Origin of the sequence: Viridibacillus arenosi (genome assembly GCF_001955655.1) — a bacterium.
Lineage (GTDB): Bacteria > Bacillota > Bacilli > Bacillales_A > Planococcaceae > Viridibacillus > Viridibacillus arenosi.
In genome coordinates this window covers 70,208-95,890 of record NZ_MSPW01000002.1, presented here as the reverse complement: position 1 = coordinate 95,890, position 25,683 = coordinate 70,208, and the positions used below count along the sequence as shown (strand labels likewise).

Genomic DNA, 25,683 nt, shown 5'->3' with positions numbered 1-25,683 from the left:
TATGATTGTTGAAGAAATCATGAATTCAACTGTGTTCTCCTTAAAGCCATCCAACACTATTAAGGAGGCTGTTCAACTACTAAAAAAAGAACAGATTCGTCATTTACCTATTACAAATATAGCTAATGAAGTTATTGGCCTAGTGACAGAAAGGGATATAAAAAACGCGCTTCCTTCTTCCCTGCTCAAAATACCAGACGAAGGTATCTATGACCAACCATTAGAAAATATTATGACAAAGAATATAATTGTTGGTCATCCACTTGATTTCGTCGAAGAAATCGCCATTATTTTCTATGAACATCGCATCGGTTGTTTACCTATCATCAGCGGTGGTAAATTAGTAGGAATCGTAACAGGAACAGACTTACTCTATAACTATATTGAGTTAACTGGAGCAAACAAACCAAGTTCACATATTGAAATTCGTGTACCAGATATCGTTGGCATATTATTTGAAGTAACAAAAGTATTCCATAAGCACCACGCGAGTGTATTAAGTGTCTTAGTATATCCAGATAAAGAGTTTGATGAGATGAAAATACTATCTATTCGAGTAAAAATCATGAATCCTCTTTCCATCATTGAGGATTTACGAAAAGAAGGGTTTGAGGTGCTATGGCCAAATATGCCGGGCATGAAAATGTAGAAAAAAACGCCGTATTCATCTACTCAGATAATCAGCTTGGATATAAATTTTCAGACACTCATCCTTTTAATCAAAAAAGACTAACTTTAACAGTTGATTTACTAAATGAACTTGGTGCCTTAAATAAAGCCGATATTGTTGAACCACGTATCGCAACAGATGAAGAAATTCTTCTCGGTCACGATTCAAAGTATATGGATATAGTAAAAAAAGCTGGCCACGGTGAAATAACAAATGAACAGGGTGAGCAGTATGGCATCGGCACAGAGGATACTCCCATCTTTCCATTTATGCATGAAGCGAGTGCTCATATCGTTGGTGGTACATTAACGGCATGCGATTATGTGATGCAAGGAAAGGCAAAGCATGCTGCTAATTTAGGTGGTGGACTTCATCACGGCTTTAAAGGTCGTGCATCGGGATTTTGTATCTATAATGACAGCACTGTAGCCATTAAGTATATGCAACAAAAATACAATGCTAGAGTACTCTATATCGATACAGACGCACATCATGGTGACGGTGTTCAGTGGAGCTTCTACGATGATCCAAATGTGTGCACTATTTCTATTCACGAAACAGGTCGTTATCTATTTCCTGGCACTGGAAACGTTACAGAAAGAGGAACTGGTGAGGGTCATGGTACTTCCTTCAATTTACCAATTGATGCTTTTACAGAAGATGAGTCATTTTTGGACATCTATGAAACAGCCTTTAGAGAAATAGTCGATCATTTCAAACCAGATGTGATTTTGACACAAAATGGTGCAGATGCTCATTATTTTGATCCCTTAACTCATCTGTATGGTTCGATGAAGATTTATAAAGAAATTCCACGAATCGCTCATGAGCTAGCTCATGAATATTGTGATGGCCGCTGGATTGCAGTAGGTGGTGGCGGCTATGATATTTGGCGTGTAGTTCCAAGAGCATGGTCACTTATTTGGACAGAAATGACTGACCAAAAAGCTCCTGATGGGCCGCTTCCGTCTGCTTGGTTAGAGAAGTGGCAGACCGAATCTCCAGTCACCCTAATTCCTACTTGGATGGATCCAATTAATATGTATAATGAAGTGCCACGAAAAGTAGAAATCACCGAAAAAAATCATCAAATTTTAGAAAAAGCATTGTACCTGATTCGTTCTATCAAAAGCTAAACGTACATAAAAAGGATCGCTCCTATCGTCTTTCACACGATGCTAGAGCGATCCTTTTTTATTTAAGTTTTTATTTTACTGAATCTCGTTCTTCAATGCGGTGTGGAAGTATAACAATTCCTTCTTCCACTGTTTCTTTGTTCATAAATTTAGTTAAAAGGCGCATTGAAACCGCACCTATATCATACAGCGGTAATACAACACTTGTTAATTGAGGACGTACCATACGTGCTAGCTTCGAATTTTCAAAACTAATTACTTCAATATCGTCCGGTACTTTCTTACCTGCATCTTGTGCACCATGGATAATTCCTATGGCTAGCTCGTCACTACCTGCAAAGAAGGCTGTTGGTGCATTTTCAAGTTTGCTTAACTCTGACCAATCTTCGATACCACTATCATAAGAATCTTCATTAGCTATAACAAGATTGTCAGCTAATTCAATTCCGGCTTCTTCTAATGCTCTTTTGTAGCCAGCAAATTTATATTCTCGGTTTATCGTAGAAGTGAATGGTCCTGACACGAAAGCAATTCGTTTATGGCCATTATCTATTAGTCGGCTAACAGCTTCATAAGCGGCTTGTAAATAATCTATATTTACAGATGGTATTTCTTGTGTTTGGTCAATTGAACCTGCCAAAACGATTGGTACAGGGGAATGTCCCATTTTATCTAATAACTCTTCTGTGACTTGCTCGCTCATCAAAACAATTCCATCAACTTGCTTACCATACATATTATCTAATAACTGAAGTTCCTTCTCTTCTCGTTGATCAGAATTGGATAAAATAATATTATAGCGATACATTGTCGCGATATCTTCAATACCTCTAGCAAGTTCAGCATAGAAAATATTGGATATATCCGGAATGATAACGCCTACTGTCGTTGTTTTTTTACTTGCTAAGCCACGAGCAACCGCATTTGGTCTATATTCTAAGCGTTCAATTACATCAAGAACTTTTTTTCTAGTTGACGGCTTAACGTTTGGGTTGCCATTGACGACACGTGAAACTGTCGCCATAGAAACATTTGCTTCACGTGCAACATCATAAATTGTAACGGTCACTTGATGACCTCCTTTTCTTTTCTTCTTTTTATGATACGACAATTAGCAAAGATTTTTCAACAAAAGAAAGGTGACGATTCTAGTAATTCGAATCGTCACCCCCTATTATGCTTGTATTTCGTAAGATTTCATGAACTTTTGTAGAGTTTCGTAGAATTCATCGAATTGTGGAATGCTCATTTGTTGTTGAGCATCCGATAATGCTACTGCTGGATCTGGATGAACTTCTGCCATAACACCATCTGCTCCAATAGCAATGGCCGCTTTAGCACATGGTAATAGTAAATCACGACGACCAGTTGAGTGCGTTACATCTACAAATACTGGTAAATGTGTTTCTTGTTTTAAAATCGGAACAGCTGAAATATCTAATGTGTTACGTGTCGCTTTTTCATATGTGCGAATACCACGTTCACATAGAATAATTTGATCATTACCTTTTGAGATAATGTATTCTGCAGCATTGATGAATTCATCAATTGTTGCTGCTAAACCACGTTTTAAAAGTACAGGTTTATTTGTCGCTCCCGCAGCTTTTAATAATTCGAAGTTTTGCATATTACGTGCACCTATTTGGATAACATCGATATGATCTAGCGCTTCATCCAAATGTGATGGTGTAACAATTTCAGAAACTACAGCTAAACCGAATTCCTTTGAAATTTGTTTTAAAATTTTCAAACCTTCAAGACCTAGTCCTTGGAAGTCATATGGAGATGTACGTGGTTTGTAAGCTCCGCCACGAATCATTTTCAGACCTTTTGATTGAATCGATTCAGCAACTGCTGCTACTTGTTCGTAAGATTCTACCGCACATGGACCAAATACGAATGTTGGTTCTCCAGAACCAATTGCTTCTCCGTTAATATTCACAATTGTATCCTCTGGTTTCCGTTTACGAGATACTAATAATTCTTTTTTATGATCTGTTTCTTGTAATTTTAATGCTGATTTAAAGATTTCTTTGAAAATATGTTCAATCGTACCTTGACTAAGTGGACCTTCATGATTTTCTTTCAAAAGGTTCAACATATGTCTCTCACGAAGAGGATCATAACGATTAACACCTTGTTTTTCTTTAATCTTACCAATTTCTTGTACGACTTCTGCACGTTCGTTAATTAAACTTAAAATTTCAAGGTTTAATGCGTCTACGCGGTCACGTAAGTGATCTAAATTTTGATGACTCATTGCGTTTCTCCTCACTTCCTCGTATCAGGTACTTTCAGTAGACTGAAAACTGTGATACATTTTTAGATAATATGAATATTATAATCAATATTTTTACAAAAGTCACGCAATATTTCTTTAACGCTTCAACGCGGCGAAGTATATTGCTTTAAATGCACATGAAAGGACGTGGCAAAACACGATGTCTAAGCTATTTGCATTAGATATAGGTACACGATCTGTAGTTGGAATAATTATAGAAGAACAAGGTGAAAATTTCCACGTTGTCGACTTAATGATTGAAGAACACAAGGAACGTGCTATGGTAGATGGTCAAATACATAATGTATTACATGTAGCTACTTTAATAGAGAAAATTAAAACTCAACTTGAAGAGAAACACGGCCCTCTTCATAAAGTAAGTGTTGCTGCTGCCGGTCGAGCCTTAAAAACTGAACAAGCTGCTGTCACTATTAATATAAAAAACCGACTTGCTTTCACTGAAGATGATATCAGCCGTTTAGAATTAGCTGCTGTTCAACAAGCCCAGCAACAACTATTACAAAATAAAGAAGATAAAAATAATACTAGTCATTATTATTGTGTTGGCTATTCAGTTTTATACTACCGTTTAGACCAAGAAGAAATTGGCAGTTTAATTGACCAACAAGGCGAGGAAGCTTCAGTTGAAGTAATTGCCACCTTCTTACCAAGAGTCGTCGTAGAATCGCTGTTAGCTGCTCTTAAACGTGCAAATTTAGAAATGGAAGCATTAACCCTTGAACCAATTGCAGCCATCAATGCGTTAATTCCTCCCACAATGCGCCGATTAAATGTCGCTCTAGTGGATATAGGTGCAGGTACGTCAGATATCGCCATTACAGATAAAAGTACAGTTGTAGCTTATGGAATGGTACCTACAGCTGGTGATGAAATTACAGAGGCGTTAAGTGACCATTACTTACTAGACTTCCCAGTTGCTGAAAAAGCAAAAAAAGAAATGGCTATGCAAGAAGAGATTAATATTCAAGATATATTAGGCTTCGATCAGTTTTACCCACGCTCTGAAATAATGGAAAAATTACGTCCAGCAGTCGTACAACTTGCTACAGCGATTGGCACTGAAATTTTACGATTAAATAACCAAATTGCTCCAAAAGCCGTTTTACTAGTAGGTGGTGGCAGTTTAACACCGGATTTACCAATGGAACTTTGCAGAGTTTTAGAGTTACCAGAAAATAGGGTGGCAGTTCGAGGGATTGATGCCATTCAACAACTCACAAGGGAGGATCATGTGCCTGCCTCTCCTGAACTTGTAACACCTATTGGTATTGCCATTGCCGCAAAACGAGCACCAATAAAATATATGACGGTCGAAGTAAATAAACAAATCATCCGTTTATTTGAATTAAAAGAGATGACTGTGTCAGACGCATTACTTGCAGCCAATGTTTTAGCTACAAAATTATACGGTAAACCAGGTCTAGCTCTTTCAATTAAAGTAAACGATCAGGATATCTTTATACCTGGTGGTCATGGTAGTCCAACTGAAATTTTCGTCAACGGTAATAAAGCAAACACCAAACACCTCATACAAAATGGTGATATCATCGAGTTAAAAGAAGGCGAAAACGGAGCACCTGCTCAAGCTTCGGTAAAAGATATATTAGATGATGCTGGTGTTAAAAAAGTATACATCCAAGATTTATCATACGAAATACAACCGAAAATCACGGTAAATGGCCAATCAGTCTCCTCGGATACGCAATTGAAAGATCGAGACATTGTTTCTATTAAAACAGCCGATACCATAGAAGAAATTTTGTATTGGACTAACAATCAAGCCTTTATTAAACGAATAACACCATTTACAATTTTCATTGACAACAAGCCAGTAAATTTACCTGAATTCGCGAGTAGTTTATCGCTTAATAGTCTTCCGACAAAACTTCACTATGCTATGAAGCACAATGACCGCATAACCATCCAAATGACCGAATTGCCGACAGTTGAACTAATCGCTAAGCGCCTTAATATCCAAATAGAAGATCGTATAATTGTAACATTCCAAGATGAAACGTTAGAGTTGAATAAAAATTGCATAACCGTTTATATCAACGGAGAAATTGCACATAAATCAGACGTCATACCAAACGGTGCTAAAATTCAATTTGTAACAAAAGATACTAGTAACTGGATTTACCAAGATGTATTCCGTTTTTCCAATTGGCAATTACCTACAGATTTCAAAGGCTCATTTTCAATATTACGTAATGAAAAACCTTCAAAATTCGATGCAGAAATCTTCGGTGGCGATCGACTTTCTATTACATTAAATAAAGTAGAGCAAGAAATCTTATAAATAACGAAAAAAAGCTGTCTCAAATGTTCTAATAACGAACTTTGAGATAGCTTTTTACTTATGAATACATTATCTGTTTTTTGACGCTTCAGCTTTTGCTTCTTTCGTTACAGACTCGACTACTTCTACTGCTTCTTCAAGAGCCAAACTTACCGCCGTCGGCTCATTAGTTTCTGCTTCGTATTCTGCAATCGTTTTTTCCATTGTTTCCATGATATCTATCGGCTCTTCGCCTTCAGAAGAAGCCGTTCCATCATCCAATGGCTGAGTTGTTTTAGATTTGATTGATTTTACTTTATCAACTAATTGACCTGATTGTTCTTGTAGTGTTTTTGAAATTTGAGCTGATTTTTCCTTTGCAGTGGAAGAAAGCTCAATGCTTTTTTCTTTAATTTGGCTAGCTTGTGTTGCCACATCATCACGCAATTCTTTACCTGTTTTAGGAGCTAAAAATAACGCTGCAGCAGCCCCAACAATACCACCGACAAATGCGCCAATCACAAAATCTTTTACATTTACATTTGATTCGTCATAGAGAGATTCAGTTTTATGTTCATAAGGTTGTGGTAAGTAAGCATTCACTTCCGAACCCTCAATTCCTTGGTTACCATAAACATCATAATTATTTCTCACATCATTGTAATTCGGTTTTTGTTCTGACATACCTAGCGCCTCCCAAAATCTTATTTTCTTCTTTTTCGCTTAACAGTTTCATCTAGTGTATTCACCGTAACTGTTTCACCGTTTGCTTTACGCTCTTTCATCTTACCACGTATTCCCATAAAAGCGTTACTCCATTGAATAACTTGAGCAATCTGATCGCTGTTTTTCGAAACGTTTGAATAAATAGAAGATGTTACTTGTTGTACTGAATTATTCAATCCATTTACTGAATCACCAAAACCTTTAACGGCTTGAACTACGGTATTCAGTTGTTTAGATTTATCCTGAATATCCTCTGCCAAACTATTTGTTTTTTCTAACAAGCCTGTTGTCTCACGTGTAATTCCTTGCATTTGACCTTCAATTCCAGCCATTGTATTCGCTACATTATTCAACGTTGTTTTCAACGAATTTAATGTCATTGTTAAACCAATACATAAAACAAGGAACCCTATAGCCGCAACTAGTGCTGCTATATACAAAATAACTATCATCTTACACCCTCCTAACTATATACATTTAAGTTCCCACAAAATGAATGTATTTAAACATAACATATTACAATACATTCAACAAAACATTGCTAAATCCTGCTAATCATCATCACTATACTACAAAAATAAAGAATTTTCCATTAAAAAAACAGCTCAGCCTCAAGAAGAGGTTAAACTGTTTTTTTATATATTTTCACTTGTATTATGCGTCTTTTTCTAATAAATGAGCTTCAAATGCTTCTTGGAATTTGTGCACATCGCCTGCACCCATAAACAAGAATACAGATTCTTTATGCTCTATTAAAGAAGGTATATTTTCTAACTTCAATAATTTACTGCCTTCAATTAGATCTACTAAATCTTGTATAGACAGAGCACCTGATTTTTCACGCGCAGAGCTGAAAATATCACAAAGATAAACACTATCTGCTTCACTTAAACTATCCGCAAAATCTTGTAAAAAAGCTTGAGTACGTGTAAATGTATGTGGTTGGAAAATAGCTACAACTTCGCGATTCGGGTATTTTTGTCGTGCAGATTGAATCGTTGCTCTAATCTCTGTAGGATGGTGAGCATAATCATCAATTAATGTACGAGCGCCAATTGCTGTCTCAGTAAAACGACGTTTAACACCATCGTAAGTACTTAGGCGAGCTTGAATCGTTTCCGCTGGAACTCCTTCATAATGGCATAAAGAAATCACGGCAAGTGTATTTAATACATTATGATCTCCAAACATTGGAATATGGAATTTACTATAAAATTCGTTGCGTACGAAAACATCGAAGGTAGACCCTTCAGTTGTTTTTTCTACATTACGCGCTTCAAAATCATTTTCAGAACCAAAGCCGTAAAATACTACTGGTACATTAGCTTGAATTTTTTGTAAGTGTTCATCGTCACCACAAGCAATAATAGCTTTTTTCACTTGTAATGCCATTGATTGAAACGCATCAAACACATCTTCTATGTCTTTATAATAGTCAGGGTGATCAAAATCAATATTCGTCATCACTGCATAATCTGGATGATATGCTAAGAAATGACGGCGGTATTCGCATGCTTCCATTACGAAGTTTTGAGCGCCTACTGCCCCGCCACCAGTACCATCACCAATTAAAAAAGAAGTCGGCTTGTCTCCTTCTAACACATGAGACATTAAACCTGTTGTTGAAGTTTTACCATGGGCTCCTGTAATAGCGACTGATGTATATTGTTCTAAATATTTCCCTAGGAATGTATGATAACGAATTACTTCTACACCGATTTCACGGGCTTTTACTAACTCTGGGTGCTCGTCCGTAAAAGCATTACCCGCAATTACAATCATTCCTGGTTGAATGTTGTTCTCATCAAAAGGCAAGATGGTAATATTGCGCTCTCTTAGAGGATCCTCTGTAAAAAAGTATGTTTCGATATCGGAACCTTGAACCGTCTCACCTGAATCAAATAGAATTTGTGCAAGTGAACTCATTCCTGATCCTTTAATTCCTGTAAAATGATAAACTGTCATGTTGAAACCTCCCGGGAAAGTTTCCTTACCCTTGATTAATCAAATCTTTAAAACATATTACATTATAGCATGGATTACTACACTTCTAAAATAAACGATAATTCCCACTCTTTCACTTTTATTATTTATAAGTAATAAGACATTAGTCATAAATAATTTACATTTCATCATATCCGTTATTAAAGAGATTCTCTAAATCTTGTGTTTTCAAAAAAACATCACGTGGTTTTGTACCTTTTGACTCTGAGATAAATCCTTGAGCTTCCATCATGTCTACTAATCTGGCTGCTCGATTATAACCGATATGGAATTTTCGTTGTAAAGAAGATGTAGAAACTGTACCTTGCTCACAAATGTGTCGGCATGCTTCTTCAAATAACTCATCTTGTTCCTCAATAGCCTCAGCTTTTCTCAACAATTCTTCTTGTTCAAAAATATATTCCGGCTCGCCTAGCGATCGCATATAGTCTGTCACAGCTTCTATTTCTTCATCCGTTACGAATGTACCTTGCACACGAATAGGCCCAGACATTCCATTACCTAAGTACAGCATATCACCACGACCTAATAATCGCTCCGCTCCTTGGCTATCTAATATTGTACGTGAATCAATTTGAGATGATACAGAGAAAGCAATACGTGTCGGAATATTAGACTTAATTAGCCCCGTAATAACGTCTACAGATGGGCGTTGAGTTGCAAGTACTAAATGTATACCACAAGCTCTTGCTTTTTGAGCAATTCTACAAATAGCTTCTTCCACATCAGTAGGAGCCATCATCATTAAATCTGCTAATTCATCGATGACAATCACTAAATATGGCATTTTTAATGAAAATTTTCGTTCTTCTTCAACCATTGCATTGTATCGAGTAATATCTCGCGCGCCAACATGTGCAAACAACTGATAACGTCTTTCCATTTCCTCTACAGCCCATTTTAAAGCTGCAGTAGCTGCCTTGACATCGGTAATCACCGGGCTCACTAAATGAGGAATATGATTAAATGCAGCCAATTCCACCATTTTAGGGTCAATTAAAAGCAGCTTCACATCTTGTGGGCTAGCTTTTAATAATAGACTAACCAAAATTGAGTTAATACAAACAGATTTACCAGATCCAGTTGCCCCTGCAATTAATCCATGAGGCATTTTACGAAGATCAAGCGTTACCGGTTTTCCTGTTAAATCTAAACCCAACGCTGCTTCAAGAGGCGAATCTGAATCAATAAATAACTGGTCACCAACAATCTCAGAAATACGCACTGGTCGTGATTTTTGGTTTGGAATTTCAATTCCGATCGAGCTCTTACCTGGAATCGGAGCTTGAATACGTATATCCCTAGCAGCTAGAGCCAGTTTCAAATCATCTGCTAAATTACGTATTTTACTCACCTTGGTACCATGACCAACTGTAATTTCAAATTGCGTTACTGCAGGTCCTTGCACAATTTGAACAATCTCTCCTTTTACTTGAAAATATGAGAGTGCCTCAATTAGTTTCTCACCTTGCATATCCATCCATTCAAAATCCTCTGTCTTTTCCTCTGGTGACTCTAAATATTTTAGAGATTCGTCAAGGTTTTCGTTAATGCGTGATGGCATAGGCTCTTCAATTTCAGGTTCGATGACTGGCTCTACTGTTGTCGCCGCAACTTCTTGATTATCAGACACCGTATATGTTTCTAATATGGGTTGTTGTATAGGGTTCTCTGTAATACTCGTTGCAACAGGCTGCTCTTTTACGACTAAAGGGAGAACAGTTTCTTCTACGCTCGTATTTAATAATTGCTTAGTCTTTGCTTCTTTCAGTGCCCATTTCTCTTTATCTGTTTTTAACATAAGAACATTAAATGGAAGTTTACTTTCTTCTTTTTTTACTGGCTCTTGGTACTCTTCCTCTTTTGAAGATGGTTCCTCTATTTGTTCTACTTTTTCAGATGGCTTTATAGTTGCTTCTACAATTATATCTTCTGATTTTAAAAGCTCATCTTCAGGATCTTCCGCTCGGCGAATAAGTTCTTCGACAATGGCAGGTTTTTCTTCTATAGTAATCTCCTCTATGGAAGTTTGTGCCTGCCCAACTAATTTTACTTCTAGATTTTGATCTACGATTTCATTCAGCTCTTTAATTGCAACAGGTATTAGCTGTTGTTGGATTGGCTCTTCACCAGTAGTTGGAGAGGCAATTTCCTCACAATCACTATATTGATCATTTACTTCTTCCATTTTTATAGTCGATTCAGTTATACCCTCTTCAATAGCAACTTCAAGAGGCTGTTCTTCCATTACTATTATTTCATCAATAGCTTGGTCTACATTCACTTCTGTTTCAGCAATTACTTGAGTTTCTTCTATTTCTGCTTCAACAATTTTTTGGACTTCTTCTACTATTGTTTCAACAACTGTTTGGGCTTCTTCTACTTCTGTTTCAACAGTAGCTTGAACTTCCTCTACTTCTGTTTCAACAGTAGCTTGAACTTCCTCTACTTCTGTTTCAGCAATTGCTTGGGCTTCTTCTACTTTTGTTTCAACAGTAGCTTGAACTTCCTCTACTTCTGTTTCAACAGTAGCTTGAACTTCCTCTACTTTTGTTTCAACAGTAGCTTGAACTTCCTCTACTTTTGTTTCAACAGTAGCTTGAACTTCTTCTACTTCTGTTTCAGGAATTGCTTGGGCTGCATTCATTTCTGTTTCAGTAATAACTTGAGCTTCCTCTAGTTTTGTTTCAACAATGGCATGTTCTTCTGTAGCAGCGGTGTGTAGTGACTCCATTACTTCTACAGTAACCTGTTTTGTTGCTTCTAAATGATCATCAGTCTGTTTTAGTTCATTGGATTCATGGCCCTCTAGCTGGTCATGAGTAGAACGCAAAGGTGGCTTTTGAAAACCATAAACGGGTGAAGGTACATTTGTAGGTTTGAACTTTTGCTTTTTTACTTGCTCTGGCTTTGTGGTAGTCACAGTTTCAGTTTCACTCTCAACCGATCTACGACCTAGTGAAGAACTTGGTCGTTCCCTATAAGAAGCGGTTGTATCATAATTTGGCTTTGGGTTAAATGGATTAATACGCTCTTGTTTTGATGGCACCTCGTTATACCCATTCTTCACTATTGGTCTCCGCTGCTCTCGTGTTTCGAATCGAGCTGACTCCTGATATTGCTGTACCTGATTTTCAAATGGTGACCTTCTATTTTGCGTTGTTGTTTGATTTTGAGAAGACGGTTGGAAACGATCTCGTTTTTGCTTTTGTCTCTGTTCTTGCCATTGATCTGGTTGAACGGATTGTGGCTTTGGTCTAACTTGCTTATTCGATGGTAGTGGCGCTTGCTTGCTTGGAGTTTCCTTCTTTATCATTTGCGAGCGCTCTGAATCAGATATAACCGGGAAACGGAAAGCATCTCTTTTACGTAAAAATGCGGGTATAGAATCTTCTTGTTGTACTGTTTCAAACTCTTGTTCTATATAGTCTTCATATGTATCTTGTATTTTAATTCTGTCATTATGAATCTTTTTTTCATTATCATATTCTTCGATTTCGTCACCCATAATACGAGCAACTACATTTTTAAACCACTTCATAAGAATCACTCTTTTCCAAATCGTTGCATTCATTTTATCAGTAATAACGCCAAGTATGCAATGAGAAGCGAAAGAATGCACTAGAAAATTACCATTTTTCTCAAATTCATTTCGTATATTAATATAATTATTTCTTTTTTGTTACAAAATAAAAAATCGACATACCTATAATTCGGTATGTCGATTTAATAATATTTTATTTAAGCTTGAAAAGGTGTACCTACAATTGCATCATCTTCAAGCACTAAAATACCTTTTACTTGCGGAGCGTTTGGTATTGCTAATTCGCGAGCTGAACAAATCATTCCAGAAGAAGGAACGCCACGTAGCTCAGCATCTTTGATTAACATACCTGAAGGCATTACTGCTCCCACTTTAGCTACAACCACTTTTTGTCCTGCTTCAACATTTGGAGCACCACATACAATCTGTAATGTTTCATCTCCAACATTTACTTTACAAATATTTAATTTATCTGCATTCGGGTGTTTTTCTTTTTCTTCAACAAGACCAACGACAAATTTAGGTGTTAGGTCAACATCTAAATTTAATGTTGCGCCATTCTTAATGATAGCTGCATCAATTGCTGCTACTAGCTCTTCCGTAATTTCAACGTTACCTTGTTGTTCGATTTGCAAATATTCACTTGCATTAAAAAGGTTAAACCCTTTTACTTCGCCAGTAGATTCTTCTTTTAATAGAACTAAATCTCCGTGCTTTTCTAACACAGTTTTTACGATTGCTTCTGTCGATAATTGAACGAGTAAAACGTCTCCAACATAAGCTTTGTTGTATGATACGATCATTTTTTCTCTTGCTCCTTTTTCACTCTGTTTTTAGCTAATATAAAGATGGGTTCTAAATCGCCATCTTCATAAATAAATGACAGTGATGTAATTGGGACAGTGCCTACTGTAAAGAAATGCATAGTCATTTGTGCTAGTACATCATATCCTGCTTCATTACGAATATCTCCTATGATTAGCACGTCTTGATGCGGTACTGACACAGTCATATCCCCTTCAATCTTACCACGCATTTCCTTTAAAAAGGTATCATTTAAAATACGACTTGCATCATAACCATCATTTTCATTTAAAAAATAGAAAACATTTTCAGCTACTACGTCTTTTTTAACTTTCGTATTCAGCTTTCTTATTTGAAAGCGTGCAGCTTCTGTTATTTGCTCTGTTGATACATTTAGCTTGTCTAGCATATCGACATCGATTAGGCGGTAAGTATTGCCAAGGTCAAGAGCATAGTAAATACGTGTCTCTGCTGTGTGATCAGTAGTAACGAAAGCATGACCATCTTTTGATTTTTTCGGAAAAGATGTGGAGCGAATGATTGGGAAAATATTATCTATGTTCTCAAATCCTTCTGCATGCTCTTTTTCCATTGCTGAAAATGTCTCTTGAATTGTGTAAATTACTTCATCAATTGCAAGTTCTTTTTTCGTTTCATATTTAGAGAGGATACCTGGTAAAGATATGTCCATTCCTTTACCTAGCTCTTTATGATCTAATCTTAATTTGTTGTGTTTTTCATCAAATTGCCATTCAAAGTGAGTATCACTCAATCGTTCTTGTAGCTTTTTGACTAGCTCTTTAGATTTCAACTGCTTCAACTCCCTTTATTTTCACATAAACAAACGGTTCACTTTTTTGTGAACCGTATCAGACAGTTTTTCTTTCACTATCTCCAAAGACTTATAATGATTCTAAAAACTCTTCAATCTCAATTTGTGTTTTACGATCTTTACTTACAAACCGACCACTTTCTTCACCATTTTCAAATGCGACGAAGCTAGGTATACCGAAAATGTTTAAGTCTCCACATAAATCGATAAAATCATCACGATTAACTGATACAAATTGAATATCTTCGAATTTTTCTTCTATTTCTGGCATAAACGGATCGATAAAATGACAATCTGGACACCAGCCTGCTGTAAATAGAAAGACTGTTTTTCCTTGTGATTTTAAGTCTGAAAATTGTTCAATAGTTTGTAAACTTTGCATGTTCTTAACCTCACTTATTAGTAATCTTCACTGATCGAACAATTTGCATCATTTGTTCTATTAGTTCATCAATATTTTCACCATTTGTAATGGTCGTCAATTTAACACCACCACTACTTACAAGAATCTCATATTGTTTGTCTTCTTTCTTTAAAACACTTGCAAATCCAAATCGGTTCTTCTTTTTAAAAGTTTGTTCTTTTACTATATTAGCTTTTTTATCAGCTTTCAAAGCTTTATAAAATCTTTCACTATCATTACTTTCATTAGGATTAATAAATAGAACAAATGCATTTTCATCTTTAGACAATATAATATTTGTATCATCAGATGAAGTTTCTATAGTAAATTCTGAAGGTAGATAGAAATTGATTTTATTGGTTTGCTCTGTACTTTTCTCAGGTTTGGCGTTAAATACACTTTTGGCATTCTCCATTCCCTGATCCATTTGTTCTTCAATAGTTTGTCCGCAACCTGCCAGACTTGCCAGTACAGAAATGATTAGTAACAATACAATAGTATATCGTGACATGCCATCCTCCATCCTTGCTTGAACTCCATTCTATTTTAAAGATGTTATAGAGTCCATGCAACTTTAGTGCTCTTCCCACTAAACTGCTAATAAAGAGGGAAAAGTCATGCTTTTTGGAAGAAGTATTGCCCAATTAACAATTTTATAACATGTTCAAACATTTCTTTTCGATCAACAAAATCCTGAGTGAAAATACCAATTGCTCCAGAATGTTGTCGAATATCGTTTTGTTGAGTGTATTCATCCATTACAGGACCTAGCTCTCTGCCACTTTTCACCGCTTCTGCAACTGTTTCTGGCAATGGAATCTGAGCCCCCGCAGCTGTAATAACATGTCCATTTTTTAAGACAAGAGCTCCCCAATTGCAAACATACATAACCCCATCAATTTCTTTAACTCCACCTTCTAATCCAAATGAAAAATCTGCATTGGAAACATTACTAGTATTCTTAGCACGATTAATTGCACCTTCTCTTGTTTCAGCATCTGTCATCGGTTGTACGGATACGCCAGATGCAACTTCAATATGTTCGAATACTAATTCTTCATTTATACATTGTTTTACAACTGCTTCAACAGCACCTGTCTTAGCTTTATTTTTTGTTCCTATTGCTATTAGCATTTTCATACTCCTTTAAATAATTATTTATGTACAGAAAAAGAGGGCCCTTGTCGGAACCCCCTTAATAGTATAACAAATTAGCCGTTTGCACGGATTGTTTCTAACGTTGTACGGTCTGCATTTTTGACCAGCTTCACGATCAATTCCTTCGCCGCATCTAAATCATCCGTATGAATGATTGAAGCATGTGTGTGGATATAGCGTGAACAAATACCGATAACAGAACTTGGTACACCATCATTAGAAATATGTACATTTCCTGCATCTGTGCCACCTGGTGAGACGAAGTATTGATATGGAATATTATTAGATTCAGCTGTATCTAGAATGTATTCACGCATTCCTCTATGAGTAATCATTGTGCGGTCCAAAATACGAAGTAAAGGACCTTTACCAAGTTGACCGAATTGCGTTTTATCACCTGAAGTATCATTAGCTGGGCTGGCATCTAATGCAAAGAAAAGATCAGGTTTAATCAAATTAGCTGACACTTTAGCTCCGCGTAGTCCAACCTCTTCCATAACATTCGCACCTGAATATAATGTATTCGGTAGTTTTTCGTCTTTCAGTTCTTTTAATAGTTCAATTGCTAATCCACAGCCATAACGATTATCCCATGCTTTAGCCATAATTTTTTTCGGGTTTGCCATCGGTGTAAATGGACAAACTGGAATAATTGATTGGCCTGGAATGATACCCATTTTTTCAGCATCTACCTTATCGTCAGCACCAACATCAATTAACATATTGCTAATTTCCATTGGTTTTGACTGCATTTCTGGTGTTAATAAGTGTTTTGGAACAGAAGCAATAACACCTGGTATTGGACCATTTGTTGCATATACTTCAACACGTTGCGCAAGCATTACTTGATTCCACCATCCACCTAGAGGTTGGAAACGAAGCATACCATTATCAGTAATTGAAGTTACCATTAAAGCAACTTCATCCATATGACCTGCAACTAGAATACGGGGACCATTTTCGTCACCTTTTTTTAATCCGAAAATGCCACCTAAATTATCCTGCACAATCTCATCAGCATACTTAGATAACTCTTGTCGCATAAAAGCGCGTACGGCACGTTCATCACCTGGTGCCCCCGGTAGTTCAGTTAGTGTTTTAAACATATCTAAAGTTTCTTGATTCAATTGAAAAGCCTCCTTTAATGAGCCACTATATCTTTTATTTTATCCAAAAAATGCTTTTATTACTAGCACTTTATTTCGGCAACCGAAATGTGGAAAGCGCTCGTTCAGCTACACTTCGCGTTGGAGGGCAGAAGCCAAAGTCGCTTTTTGACTTTGAGTGCCCGACCGAAGCGCCGAAAGTAGCTAGCGCCTGCAACTAGCCCAACCGAAATGTGGATAGCGCCATTTCAACTAACAGTGTGATCTCCATGTATAAAACTTTCCTCATTTGAACTAGTATACTCAAAAGTACCACCCTCACATTTTCACTCCATATAATGGATGTGGTACACTAGCTTCATATGAAATTTAGGGAGGCAATGATCTATGAAATTACGTGATTTCCTACTTGGTGTTGCAACAGGACTTGCTGCAGCTTATGTAATTAAAGAAGCTAGCGAAAAAATTTATCCAAACAAACCAGCTAATTCAGTATTGTCTGACATTAAAAACTTATTTAAACAAGAAGGTCCTATCGATGGATCATGGATATTCATGGAACCAGAAGTTTTCAAAAAAGAAAACATCGAAATCCCTGTGTATAAAGGCGGTATTTCTCGCGTTCATAATGGTGAAACACAAAGTTTTGAATTTGCTGCTGATGCGAAAACAGGCTCGATTATTGACTTAGTACGTGTTTAATCCTTACGTTTTTCTAAAACTCCTCGTTATAGAGGAGTTTTTTTATTTTTAAACAAAAAAACAAACGTAATTTTCTCTTCCGTAGTGGACTACTCTCAAATTCACATAAAAAAAGTATCTCAAGAGCCAACTTTCCAGCTCAGAGATACCTACTATAATGAAAAGGAAAAGAATTATCCTTTAGGGACAGTCTCTTCTTTCATCTCTTCTCTTGTACGTTTCAATTCTCCGATTACTTCTTTACCTGTCTCGTTCCATTTAATGAGACGATAGTGTGCATCATGATAGAAGCTAAACCAATAGCCGTTTTCTAATGCTTCCTTCATTAACTTTTCTTTAGCGAAAACTGATGTCATTGGATAGTCATCGTACGCAAGGACCCATAATGGATTTTGGTGAGCATGTGTTGGCATAATGTCCGCCATATGTAGAATAGTCTCCCCATTTTGCGTTAACTTAATAATACTGTGCCCATTACTATGCCCACCTGTATGAATCATTTCAATACCAGGAAATACGTCTAATTTACCAATGAATGGAGCTACTAAATGTTGCACCGGCTCCCAATTTTCTTTCCAATACGTATTTGCTGAACGAATATTTGGTTCTCGCATTTCATCCCATTCAACTTGTGATACAAAGATTTTAGCATTTGGGAAAGTTGGTACCAGCTTGTCCTGTTCCCATTTTGTTAAACCACAAGCATGGTCAAAATGTAAATGTGTCATAAGAATATAATCGATGTCTTCCGATAGTAATCCCATTTCGACTAAGCCATCATCGATAAATGATTGCTCTGTCACACCGAAATTTCGCAATTGCTTCTCAGTAAACTTATTGTTTCCAACACCTGTATCGACTAACATATTCTTGCCTTGATATTGAATAAGAATTGGATCTGTCGGTAGTTCAATTTGGTTATTTTCATTGACCGGATACTTGCGTGACCAAAGTGGCTTTGGCACTACCCCAAACATTGCTCCACCATCTAAAAAAGTGGTTCCCCCTTTGAGCCATGTTAATGTCATATCATGAAATTTAAATTGATCCATTTTCTTTTCCCCCTTGTTTTAAAACTTAGAGTTCAAACATTTTTATTTTTATATAAAAATGAATATTCCCTCATATAAATTGTAACATGTACAAAAAGGTTGTTCTATTTTTTTCTATCCATTTCCATTTTTACAAACAAAAAATGCAGTAGCTTATGTAAGCTCCTGCATTTTCAAAACCCTTCATTTCACTTCTGGTAACTGGAATTGTGCTTCCACCCGATAAATTGGTTGACCTTTTGCAGAGAATTTCTCTTCGTATTCAGTCATAATATTATCTTCAAGCATTTCTTTGTGTAAGTCTAAAGAGACATAAACAAGTTTCATACCATATTGTGACATGCTCACTAAAGAGTATTCAAATAGGCCACGGTTATCGGTTTTGAAGTGTACTTCACCGAAATCAGGTAAGATATTCTCATAGATACTTAAGAAACCAGCATGCGTTAATCTTCTTTTTGCATGACGTGTTTTTGGCCATGGATCAGAGAAATTTAAGTATAAACGGTCAACATCGTTTTTCTCAAAAAACTTTTCTAAATCCGAACCATTTACTTTTAATAATCGTAAATTAGTTGGCTGACCAGCAGCTTGTACTTTTTCAACCGCCTTTACTATAACACTGTCAAAAAGCTCAATACCGATATAGTTAATCTCTGGATTAGCAAGCGCCATACCAGTGATAAATTGTCCTTTACCTGTTCCTACTTCAATATGCAATGGATTGTCGTTTTTGAATACTTCATTCCATTTACCTTTTTGCTCTTCAGGATTTGGAACGACGATGTCTGGGTGACTAGCGATAAATTCTTCAGCCCATGGTTTATGTCGAAGTCTCAATTCTTTTCCTCATTTCTGTTATTTCTACTATTCAACTTCTCATTATTAAAGAAAGCTTTCCATTCGTCAAGAAGACTTTCTTGCCAATTGCCAAGCTTGATGGATTACACCAAAGTGAATCGACTCATATTCCTTTGTCTCACCAGCAAATTCTCCATCTGTATGAGTCATAACCTCATTATGAATTTCAACTTCGAATTCTTTAGCAGAATATTGGTGAACTGCTTTTAATCCAGTATGTTTACCAAAAAAGACGGTACTAAACAGAAACAATAATTTTATACGAGAGATTTCATAAACAACTGTCAATTCGATATTGTGATCATTTGGGATAGAGTATGGCGAGACTTTCATTCCACCACCAAAGTATGGCTGATTACTAGCTACTACAAGCCATACTTTTTCAAAAACTTTTTCTTGTCCATTATGTACAACTTTAGCCGAAAATGTTTTAAAATTCATTAATGCCTTAAGTAAAAAATAAATATATGTCAGTTTCCCCAAACGAAAAATATTAAAGTATTGCTTAAGCTTCGATTCATTCGCTACTTTTGCTATATATGCATCGATGCCAATTCCTGCGTTATTAACAAAATAATATGTAACACCATTTCTTTGCATATTTCCGACATCCATTAATTGACCACCACTACATTGCTCAACATACGCTTTTATTTCTGCTGCCGTTTTAAACGTTTCATATCCTCTTCCGAAGTCATTTCCAGAACCTGCACCAATTACGCCAATACAGACTTCTTCATTCTCTAAAATTCCTTGTACTACTTCATGGACTGTTCCATCTCCACCAATCGCGATCAATAAATACTTTTCAGATTGCACTATAGCTGAGTTGGCGTATCGTTTTGCAATCTCAGTTGCATGGCCCGGGTAAGCTGTAAACTCTATTTGATACGGGATTTGCAAGGACTTTTCTAGATAGCTCCATTTCCTCTTAGCAGATCCATTTCCCGCTTTTTCATTAATAATAAAAACAACTTTCACTGATCCATATCCTTTTCCTCTGTCTTTGTATCCCAATTCGTACGATGGAATGATGTTGTTTGGCCTGTATTTAATACCGACTGTGCAGCTTTAAACTGCATATGCTTCATAGGAGATGGGTTCTTTTTTAAATTTGAAAACCATTCTGGAAATTTACGTTTATCGATAAATTGAACACCATATGCTGAACCAGGATAGTCGATATAGCCATTTCGTGATAAGACAATTTTATGGATTGGTATATCAATTTGATCATTTGTAAACAATTGTTTCAATATAGATTCCATACGATTTAAACTAATCAATGGACTTAACACTTTTTTGTCTGTTGTACCTACTTTTTTCACCCAAAAGCGTTCTCCACTACCAATAAATGAAGCTCGTTCTTCCTCTTCAAGAACTTGAATACAAAGACAACTTGTTGGTGTAAATAAAATAATCCCCATCTCAATAGGTGCTTTTTTCAATTGTAGAATAGGATAGTAGAATAACAAATAACTATCTGGAAGGTTTTGTGTCAATGCTCGTAATAACGAATCACGTTGATATCTTGGTTCAACATATGATTTTTCCCTTAAAGTTGAACTAGCCCACTTTAATTGAAATTGAAATAGTTGGTCAATATACATTCGCTTTAATTCTTCAGCCGTTTGTGGTCGATAAAGTATATTCGGTTCAAAATCTAAAGTCATTATTTCCTCTGGCATGTCTTCTTCATCTGTTACGCCATGAATTAAACTAGTTTCATCTTGTACTTCGTCATTGTGCACAAGTTCCTCTTGCTCAAAAGCTTCATCTTTCTTTTTAAGAGAGAAAGAGAATACCTTTTTAAAAAATGGATTACGTTGCTTTTTTTCTAATTCTTCAGACTCGTGCTCCCATTGCTCTATTTCAGCACCAGTTTCCCATTCCTTTTTCATACGTTCCCACTGGATTTGTTTTAATCTTACAAATTGAGACGGATAGCGTTTCAAATCAATTTGGTAGCGTGAAATATAATCTTGTAGCTTAACTAATTGCGCCATTATAAGCTTCCCTTCTAAAATAAAAATAAATTCGTTCAAAAGTAGGGTTATTTCTACTGCTTTATCTATCCATTCTACATGACGTAAAGAAAAAAAAATAGAGAAGGCGTTGATTTCGCCCCCTCTATCTCTATATTTTGTAAAATTATAAGGACCCTAACTGCTGTACACGTGCATCAAAAGCAGCTTGTAATTTTCTAGTCCATTCGCCTGGTTTCCCATTGCCAATAATGCTGTCATCAATTTGAATAATAGGCGTAATTTCAGAACTTGTTGAAGACATAAAGAATTCATCCATGTCTATTGCTTGCTCTGTTGTGAATGCTTCTTCTATAACAGATAATCCAATTTCTTCACAAAGGGACATTATAACTCTTCTTGTAATCCCATGTAAGATTAAATTATTAGTTGGATGTGTATAGAGTACACCATCTTTTATACCATACATATTTGAAGAAGAACCTTCTGTTACAATTTCTCCACGATGTTGTATTGCTTCGTAGCACCCTGCTTGTTGTGCTGCTTCTTTTGCTAACACATTTCCAAGTAAGTTTAAACTTTTAATATCACAACGTAACCAGCGAATATCTTCTACAAATTTAGCTTTTACGCCCTTTTCAAAGTTCTCAATTGAACGCTCACCTTTCATTGTATAAGCGATGAAAACTGGTTCAGTCGTTGGCTGTGGGAATGCATGAGCACGAGGTGAAGAACCACGAGTAATTTGAAAATAGACATAGCCATTTACAATTTCGTTGGCTTCAATCAAATCATATACCATTTTATGAAGAACATCTTTTGTATATGGAATCACAATATTAATTTTTTCAGCACTTTCATAAAAACGGTCAATATGCTCAGTTACTGTGAACATTGAGCCATTATAAACTTTAATAACTTCATAGACGCCATCACCAAATTGATAGCCACGGTCTTCTATAGAAAGTTTGATTTCTTCCTTTTTTACCAAACGGTCATTCCAAAGCATTGTTGTCATTCAAGCATCTCCTCAAGTTGTTTCTACACATATTTTACTCTTAGTTATCTGCCTCATTTTTATCACAATCATCAAAAAAGCGCAATGAATAAATATACTTCATTGCACTTTTTTGGTGAAAATTAATTAGTGTTATTATTTTTTTAGATATACCTTTTCTGGCTTTAAGTAATTTTTAAATTCTTCGTTAGATATTCGGATAAAGTCTTCTTTCATGTTATGTCCATTGTTCATAGCTAATGCTTTTTTATTTGTTTCACTTAAATCATTGAAAATAGGTTCATATTCTTCCCCTGGCCCATTATTCTGCCAAACAATAAATTGCATTGCACGGCTAACGTTAGTAAACACATTATTTTGGAAAGTAGGATTTACCGCACCACTTGCTAGAATACCACGTAAATTGCCTTCATTTACATTAGTGATTGTATTATTTTCAATAACTGAATTTGACCAGTTCATCACACGGATTGCATCTGATCGTGTATTGGAAATTTCATTGTTTCGAATAATAATACGATCATGGTATTTCCCGCCTGAATATTTATGTGTTCCAACCGCTCGGTCAAGTAGGTTAAATTTATTGTTTTCTATGACTACATTGAAATTTGGTTGAGCGTCAAATTTACTCCAAATTTGGCTCCAACCACTCGTTTTTGCATCTGGTGTATCAATGTTGATGGCTTCTTTATTGTAGCCTAGATAGTTTCTAGAGCCGTCAAATGTACAGTTTTTTACAACAACGTTTTTTGAAGCATCCAATTCAATAAAATGTCCTGAGTACATATTTAAGAATGTAATATTATCTACAACTATGTTTTGGTTATGTCCCATAATAATGGAAATAGCAGCAAGATCATAATCCATATCGATTGTTACTTCACCATGACCTATTAAGGAAATATTCTTTTCCCCTTTAAATTTGCCAAAAGCATCATCCTCTTTTGCTTTAGAAGGTCTCACAAATTGGAATATTGATTTGGCTGGTTTCATGCTAGAACCCGTATCTGTTCCTTTAATTATTCTAACACCATCTTCAAATTCAATCGTTACATTAGATGGTACATAAAGTGCGTTTGTAACTGTATATGTACCTTCATTCAAAATCAGTGTTCCGCCACCCGTACTTTCCAGTTTCTCTAGATATGAACGTAACATATAATATTGCATTGTTTCACTAGTATATGTGGAATAGTTCATATAATTTTCATTGATTGGATCTGATAAAGGAGTAACTGTGTATAAAGGCTTATCCTCTGCATTTGCTGCATCTGTAGATATGTATAATAGTAGACTAAAAAACAGAACTGTTGCTCCAAATAAAATACTTATTCTCTTAACATTAAGCATTGATCTAAAATCTCCTTTATGTTGAGTATAATATATAATAAACCCCCATCCAAATATTAGAAAGGGGGTTAATAATTAGTGTACTATACTTTTCAATCTCAAAAAAGGTAAATCTTATTTAGTTGCTAGTTCGACAATGGCATCTGCATAAATAGCAGCAGCCTTCACTAAGTTTTCAACTACAACAAACTCATCTGCCTGGTGCGCGATATCAGGCTCACCTGGGAATAACATACCAAAAGCTACACCTGTTTTTAATTCACGTGCGTAAGTACCGCCACCAATTGATAATAGCTCGGCTTTTTCCCCGGTATTACGCTCATAAACTTTAATTAGTTTCTGGATTAACTCTTCTTTCTCATCTACATAATGGGGAGCTGAGTTTTCTGCTATATCTAAGGCAAATCCATTTTTAGCAAGCTGTTGTTGAGCGGCAGTTATTTTTTCATCATATGGATATGTGACAGAATAGCGCAAACTTACTTGTACTTCTCCACCTTTCCCCGCTTCAAATGATACTACGCCTGCGTTAAGTGTAGTATCACCAGACATCTCATCATTGAAAGCCAGTCCTAAAGCATGACCGCGTGTTTCTTCACCAAATGAAGTTACTAAGAACTGTACAAATTCTTTTGATCCTGAAGTGGATAATTGTGTATTCAAAAATGCTGCTAATTTTACTGCTGCATTCACACCAGCATTTGGCTCCATTGCGTGAGCAGACTTACCTTTAACTGATACTGTAAACACATTAGATACCTTTTCAATCGCACCTTGTAAGCTCTCTTGTTGTAAATATGCTTGGAATGCTGCTTCAAAATCAGCAGATACAATTTGAATTTTGGCTTCTGCAAAATCAGGTACCATATTCGTACGATGACCAGCTTTGAAAGAAATTAATTGTTCGTTTTCAGCCATTTTTTGCTGTTGGCTAAATACTAATACAGCAATCCCTTTTTCAGCATTAATAATTGGAAAATCAGCATCTGGGGCAAATCCTAAAGTAGGCATTTCTTCTTTTTCAAAATAGCGAGTTACGCAACGGAATCCAGTTTCTTCATCAGATCCAATAATTAATCTTACTCGACGATCTAGTTGAACACCTGCATCCTTCACCATTTTCATAGCGAGCCAAGCAGCCATTGTTGGACCTTTATCGTCAATTGCCCCTCGTCCAAATAATTTGCCGTCCTCTACAACACCACCAAATGGAGGGTGTTGCCAATCACTACCTGCAGGCACTACATCAACATGACAAAGAATTCCGACTAGCTCTTCACCTTGTCCCATTTCAATATGTCCTGCCATATTATCGATATTTTTTGCCGTCAACCCTTGCTCTTCACCTTTTTGTAATAACCATTCCATAGCTTTTAATGGACCTTCGCCAAATGGTGCTTCTGCTGTAATTGTTGTTTCATCTAAAACACTTTCAATTTGTACTAATTCCTGCAATTCTTTAATCAATTCGTCTTGTCTTTCTTGAGCTTGTTTTAACCAATTCAAATTCGTTCCTCCTTACACTTTTCATAAATCCATTTTACACGGTTACTTACTTCTATGATAGAAATAACATAGCACTTGGCAATACACGAACATTTTTCCAACTAAACCATAAAATAATTCGCATATAACTATGAACATACTGTTACAACTTTGTAAATCCAAACAAAATGTTGGAAAAGTATTAAGTTTTTCGTTATAATCGAATTGTCAGATAATCATATTCTGACGATCAACTAAGAGAAGGGG

At 36.1% G+C, this 25,683-nt stretch carries 23 protein-coding genes; 4 read left to right on the top strand and 19 right to left on the bottom strand.

Annotated features, from left to right (window positions below; all coding sequences use genetic code 11):
- Nucleotide 1 precedes the first annotated feature (1 nt).
- The gene (locus BK137_RS04360; RefSeq protein WP_038187887.1) at nucleotides 2-649 is read left to right on the top strand and encodes an acetoin utilization AcuB family protein; all 648 of its coding nucleotides are present in this window, start codon (nucleotides 2-4) and stop codon (nucleotides 647-649) included.
- Entirely contained in the window at nucleotides 619-1,806 is a 1,188-nt protein-coding gene (locus BK137_RS04355; protein WP_038187890.1) for an acetoin utilization protein AcuC, read from the top strand. The genes BK137_RS04360 and BK137_RS04355 overlap by 31 nt, the downstream gene beginning before the upstream one ends.
- Before the next feature lie 70 nt (nucleotides 1,807-1,876).
- Here the strand turns inward: BK137_RS04355 and ccpA are convergent, their stop codons facing one another.
- Nucleotides 1,877-2,875 (bottom strand): catabolite control protein A, encoded by a 999-nt coding sequence (ccpA, locus tag BK137_RS04350; protein WP_038187893.1) that lies wholly within the window; start codon nucleotides 2,873-2,875, stop codon nucleotides 1,877-1,879.
- 105 nt (nucleotides 2,876-2,980) lie between these two features.
- On the bottom strand, nucleotides 2,981-4,066 hold the full coding sequence (locus BK137_RS04345; protein ID WP_038187896.1) for a bifunctional 3-deoxy-7-phosphoheptulonate synthase/chorismate mutase: 1,086 nt from the start codon (nucleotides 4,064-4,066) through the stop codon (nucleotides 2,981-2,983).
- 181 nt (nucleotides 4,067-4,247) lie between these two features.
- Here BK137_RS04345 and BK137_RS04340 point away from each other — a divergent pair, with 181 nt between their 5' ends.
- Nucleotides 4,248-6,407 carry a cell division protein FtsA gene (locus BK137_RS04340; RefSeq protein WP_038187899.1) on the top strand — a complete coding sequence of 720 codons (2,160 nt, stop codon included), beginning with the start codon at nucleotides 4,248-4,250 and terminating at the stop codon, nucleotides 6,405-6,407.
- Nucleotides 6,408-6,476: 69 nt separating this feature from the next.
- Here BK137_RS04340 and BK137_RS04335 read toward each other — a convergent pair whose 3' ends face one another.
- From BK137_RS04335 to BK137_RS04290, 10 genes are all read right to left on the bottom strand, one after another.
- Complete coding sequence (locus tag BK137_RS04335) at nucleotides 6,477-7,070, bottom strand: YtxH domain-containing protein (protein ID WP_051448785.1); 594 nt, start codon at nucleotides 7,068-7,070, stop codon at nucleotides 6,477-6,479.
- 20 nt (nucleotides 7,071-7,090) lie between these two features.
- Complete coding sequence (locus BK137_RS04330; protein ID WP_038187904.1) at nucleotides 7,091-7,564, bottom strand: DUF948 domain-containing protein; 474 nt, start codon at nucleotides 7,562-7,564, stop codon at nucleotides 7,091-7,093.
- A 202-nt stretch (nucleotides 7,565-7,766) separates the two neighbouring features.
- Entirely contained in the window at nucleotides 7,767-9,077 is a 1,311-nt protein-coding gene (gene murC / locus BK137_RS04325) for a UDP-N-acetylmuramate--L-alanine ligase (RefSeq protein WP_038187915.1), read from the bottom strand.
- A gap of 157 nt (nucleotides 9,078-9,234) precedes the next feature.
- A complete protein-coding gene (locus BK137_RS04320) occupies nucleotides 9,235-12,657 on the bottom strand; it encodes a DNA translocase FtsK (protein WP_076066808.1) in 3,423 nt (1,140 codons plus the stop codon).
- A gap of 200 nt (nucleotides 12,658-12,857) precedes the next feature.
- Nucleotides 12,858-13,463, bottom strand: coding sequence for a YtpR family tRNA-binding protein (gene ytpR, locus BK137_RS04315; protein ID WP_038187917.1), 606 nt, complete (start codon nucleotides 13,461-13,463; stop codon nucleotides 12,858-12,860).
- Nucleotides 13,460-14,275, bottom strand: a complete 816-nt coding sequence (locus BK137_RS04310) for a DUF1444 domain-containing protein (protein WP_038187918.1) — start codon at nucleotides 14,273-14,275, stop codon at nucleotides 13,460-13,462. The genes ytpR and BK137_RS04310 overlap by 4 nt, the downstream gene beginning before the upstream one ends.
- Before the next feature lie 91 nt (nucleotides 14,276-14,366).
- A complete protein-coding gene (locus BK137_RS04305) occupies nucleotides 14,367-14,678 on the bottom strand; it encodes a thioredoxin family protein (RefSeq protein WP_038187920.1) in 312 nt (103 codons plus the stop codon).
- A 10-nt stretch (nucleotides 14,679-14,688) separates the two neighbouring features.
- Nucleotides 14,689-15,210: a hypothetical protein gene (locus tag BK137_RS04300; RefSeq protein ID WP_038188402.1), complete on the bottom strand. Its 522-nt coding sequence runs from the start codon at nucleotides 15,208-15,210 to the stop codon at nucleotides 14,689-14,691.
- A gap of 104 nt (nucleotides 15,211-15,314) precedes the next feature.
- Complete coding sequence (locus BK137_RS04295; protein WP_038187922.1) at nucleotides 15,315-15,833, bottom strand: DUF84 family protein; 519 nt, start codon at nucleotides 15,831-15,833, stop codon at nucleotides 15,315-15,317.
- A gap of 77 nt (nucleotides 15,834-15,910) precedes the next feature.
- The gene (locus tag BK137_RS04290) at nucleotides 15,911-16,984 is read right to left on the bottom strand and encodes a M42 family metallopeptidase (protein ID WP_038187924.1); all 1,074 of its coding nucleotides are present in this window, start codon (nucleotides 16,982-16,984) and stop codon (nucleotides 15,911-15,913) included.
- 366 nt (nucleotides 16,985-17,350) lie between these two features.
- Here BK137_RS04290 and BK137_RS04285 point away from each other — a divergent pair, with 366 nt between their 5' ends.
- Nucleotides 17,351-17,665, top strand: a complete 315-nt coding sequence (locus BK137_RS04285) for a peptidase M4 (RefSeq protein WP_038187927.1) — start codon at nucleotides 17,351-17,353, stop codon at nucleotides 17,663-17,665.
- Between the two features lie 173 nt (nucleotides 17,666-17,838).
- Here BK137_RS04285 and BK137_RS04280 read toward each other — a convergent pair whose 3' ends face one another.
- The 7 genes from BK137_RS04280 to pepV form a co-directional block, all read right to left on the bottom strand.
- Entirely contained in the window at nucleotides 17,839-18,717 is an 879-nt protein-coding gene (locus BK137_RS04280; RefSeq protein WP_038187929.1) for a YtnP family quorum-quenching lactonase, read from the bottom strand.
- 183 nt (nucleotides 18,718-18,900) lie between these two features.
- A complete protein-coding gene (gene trmB / locus BK137_RS04275) occupies nucleotides 18,901-19,557 on the bottom strand; it encodes a tRNA (guanosine(46)-N7)-methyltransferase TrmB (RefSeq protein WP_038187931.1) in 657 nt (218 codons plus the stop codon).
- Nucleotides 19,558-19,623: 66 nt separating this feature from the next.
- A complete protein-coding gene (locus tag BK137_RS04270; RefSeq protein WP_038187934.1) occupies nucleotides 19,624-20,559 on the bottom strand; it encodes a diacylglycerol/lipid kinase family protein in 936 nt (311 codons plus the stop codon).
- Nucleotides 20,556-21,584 (bottom strand): NERD domain-containing protein, encoded by a 1,029-nt coding sequence (locus BK137_RS04265; protein WP_038187937.1) that lies wholly within the window; start codon nucleotides 21,582-21,584, stop codon nucleotides 20,556-20,558. The genes BK137_RS04270 and BK137_RS04265 overlap by 4 nt, the downstream gene beginning before the upstream one ends.
- Before the next feature lie 145 nt (nucleotides 21,585-21,729).
- Nucleotides 21,730-22,581: a D-amino-acid transaminase gene (gene dat, locus BK137_RS04260; RefSeq protein WP_038187940.1), complete on the bottom strand. Its 852-nt coding sequence runs from the start codon at nucleotides 22,579-22,581 to the stop codon at nucleotides 21,730-21,732.
- A 135-nt stretch (nucleotides 22,582-22,716) separates the two neighbouring features.
- The gene (locus tag BK137_RS04255) at nucleotides 22,717-23,931 is read right to left on the bottom strand and encodes a right-handed parallel beta-helix repeat-containing protein (protein WP_038187945.1); all 1,215 of its coding nucleotides are present in this window, start codon (nucleotides 23,929-23,931) and stop codon (nucleotides 22,717-22,719) included.
- 114 nt (nucleotides 23,932-24,045) lie between these two features.
- A complete protein-coding gene (pepV, locus tag BK137_RS04250) occupies nucleotides 24,046-25,437 on the bottom strand; it encodes a dipeptidase PepV (RefSeq protein WP_038187955.1) in 1,392 nt (463 codons plus the stop codon).
- Nucleotides 25,438-25,683: the final 246 nt, after the last annotated feature.

Bases quoted from the DNA above. Each gene is read 5' to 3' on its own strand.
- BK137_RS04320 (WP_076066808.1), bottom strand. From the start codon at position 12,657: ATGAAGTGGTTTAAAAATGTAGTTGCTCGTATTATGGGTGACGAAATC.
- BK137_RS04285 (WP_038187927.1), top strand. From the start codon at position 17,351: ATGAAATTACGTGATTTCCTACTTGGTGTTGCAACAGGACTTGCTGCA.
- ytpR (WP_038187917.1), bottom strand. From the start codon at position 13,463: ATGATCGTATCATACAACAAAGCTTATGTTGGAGACGTTTTACTCGTT.
- BK137_RS04300 (WP_038188402.1), bottom strand. From the start codon at position 15,210: ATGTCACGATATACTATTGTATTGTTACTAATCATTTCTGTACTGGCA.
- dat (WP_038187940.1), bottom strand. From the start codon at position 22,581: ATGACAACAATGCTTTGGAATGACCGTTTGGTAAAAAAGGAAGAAATC.
- BK137_RS04265 (WP_038187937.1), bottom strand. From the start codon at position 21,584: ATGGCGCAATTAGTTAAGCTACAAGATTATATTTCACGCTACCAAATT.
- BK137_RS04335 (WP_051448785.1), bottom strand. From the start codon at position 7,070: ATGTCAGAACAAAAACCGAATTACAATGATGTGAGAAATAATTATGAT.
- BK137_RS04305 (WP_038187920.1), bottom strand. From the start codon at position 14,678: ATGCAAAGTTTACAAACTATTGAACAATTTTCAGACTTAAAATCACAA.
- BK137_RS04360 (WP_038187887.1), top strand. From the start codon at position 2: ATGATTGTTGAAGAAATCATGAATTCAACTGTGTTCTCCTTAAAGCCA.
- BK137_RS04280 (WP_038187929.1), bottom strand. From the start codon at position 18,717: ATGGATCAATTTAAATTTCATGATATGACATTAACATGGCTCAAAGGG.
- BK137_RS04345 (WP_038187896.1), bottom strand. From the start codon at position 4,066: ATGAGTCATCAAAATTTAGATCACTTACGTGACCGCGTAGACGCATTA.
- BK137_RS04255 (WP_038187945.1), bottom strand. From the start codon at position 23,931: ATGCTTAATGTTAAGAGAATAAGTATTTTATTTGGAGCAACAGTTCTG.
- murC (WP_038187915.1), bottom strand. From the start codon at position 9,077: ATGACAGTTTATCATTTTACAGGAATTAAAGGATCAGGAATGAGTTCA.
- BK137_RS04340 (WP_038187899.1), top strand. From the start codon at position 4,248: ATGTCTAAGCTATTTGCATTAGATATAGGTACACGATCTGTAGTTGGA.
- BK137_RS04295 (WP_038187922.1), bottom strand. From the start codon at position 15,833: ATGCTAATAGCAATAGGAACAAAAAATAAAGCTAAGACAGGTGCTGTT.
- BK137_RS04355 (WP_038187890.1), top strand. From the start codon at position 619: ATGGCCAAATATGCCGGGCATGAAAATGTAGAAAAAAACGCCGTATTC.
- BK137_RS04330 (WP_038187904.1), bottom strand. From the start codon at position 7,564: ATGATAGTTATTTTGTATATAGCAGCACTAGTTGCGGCTATAGGGTTC.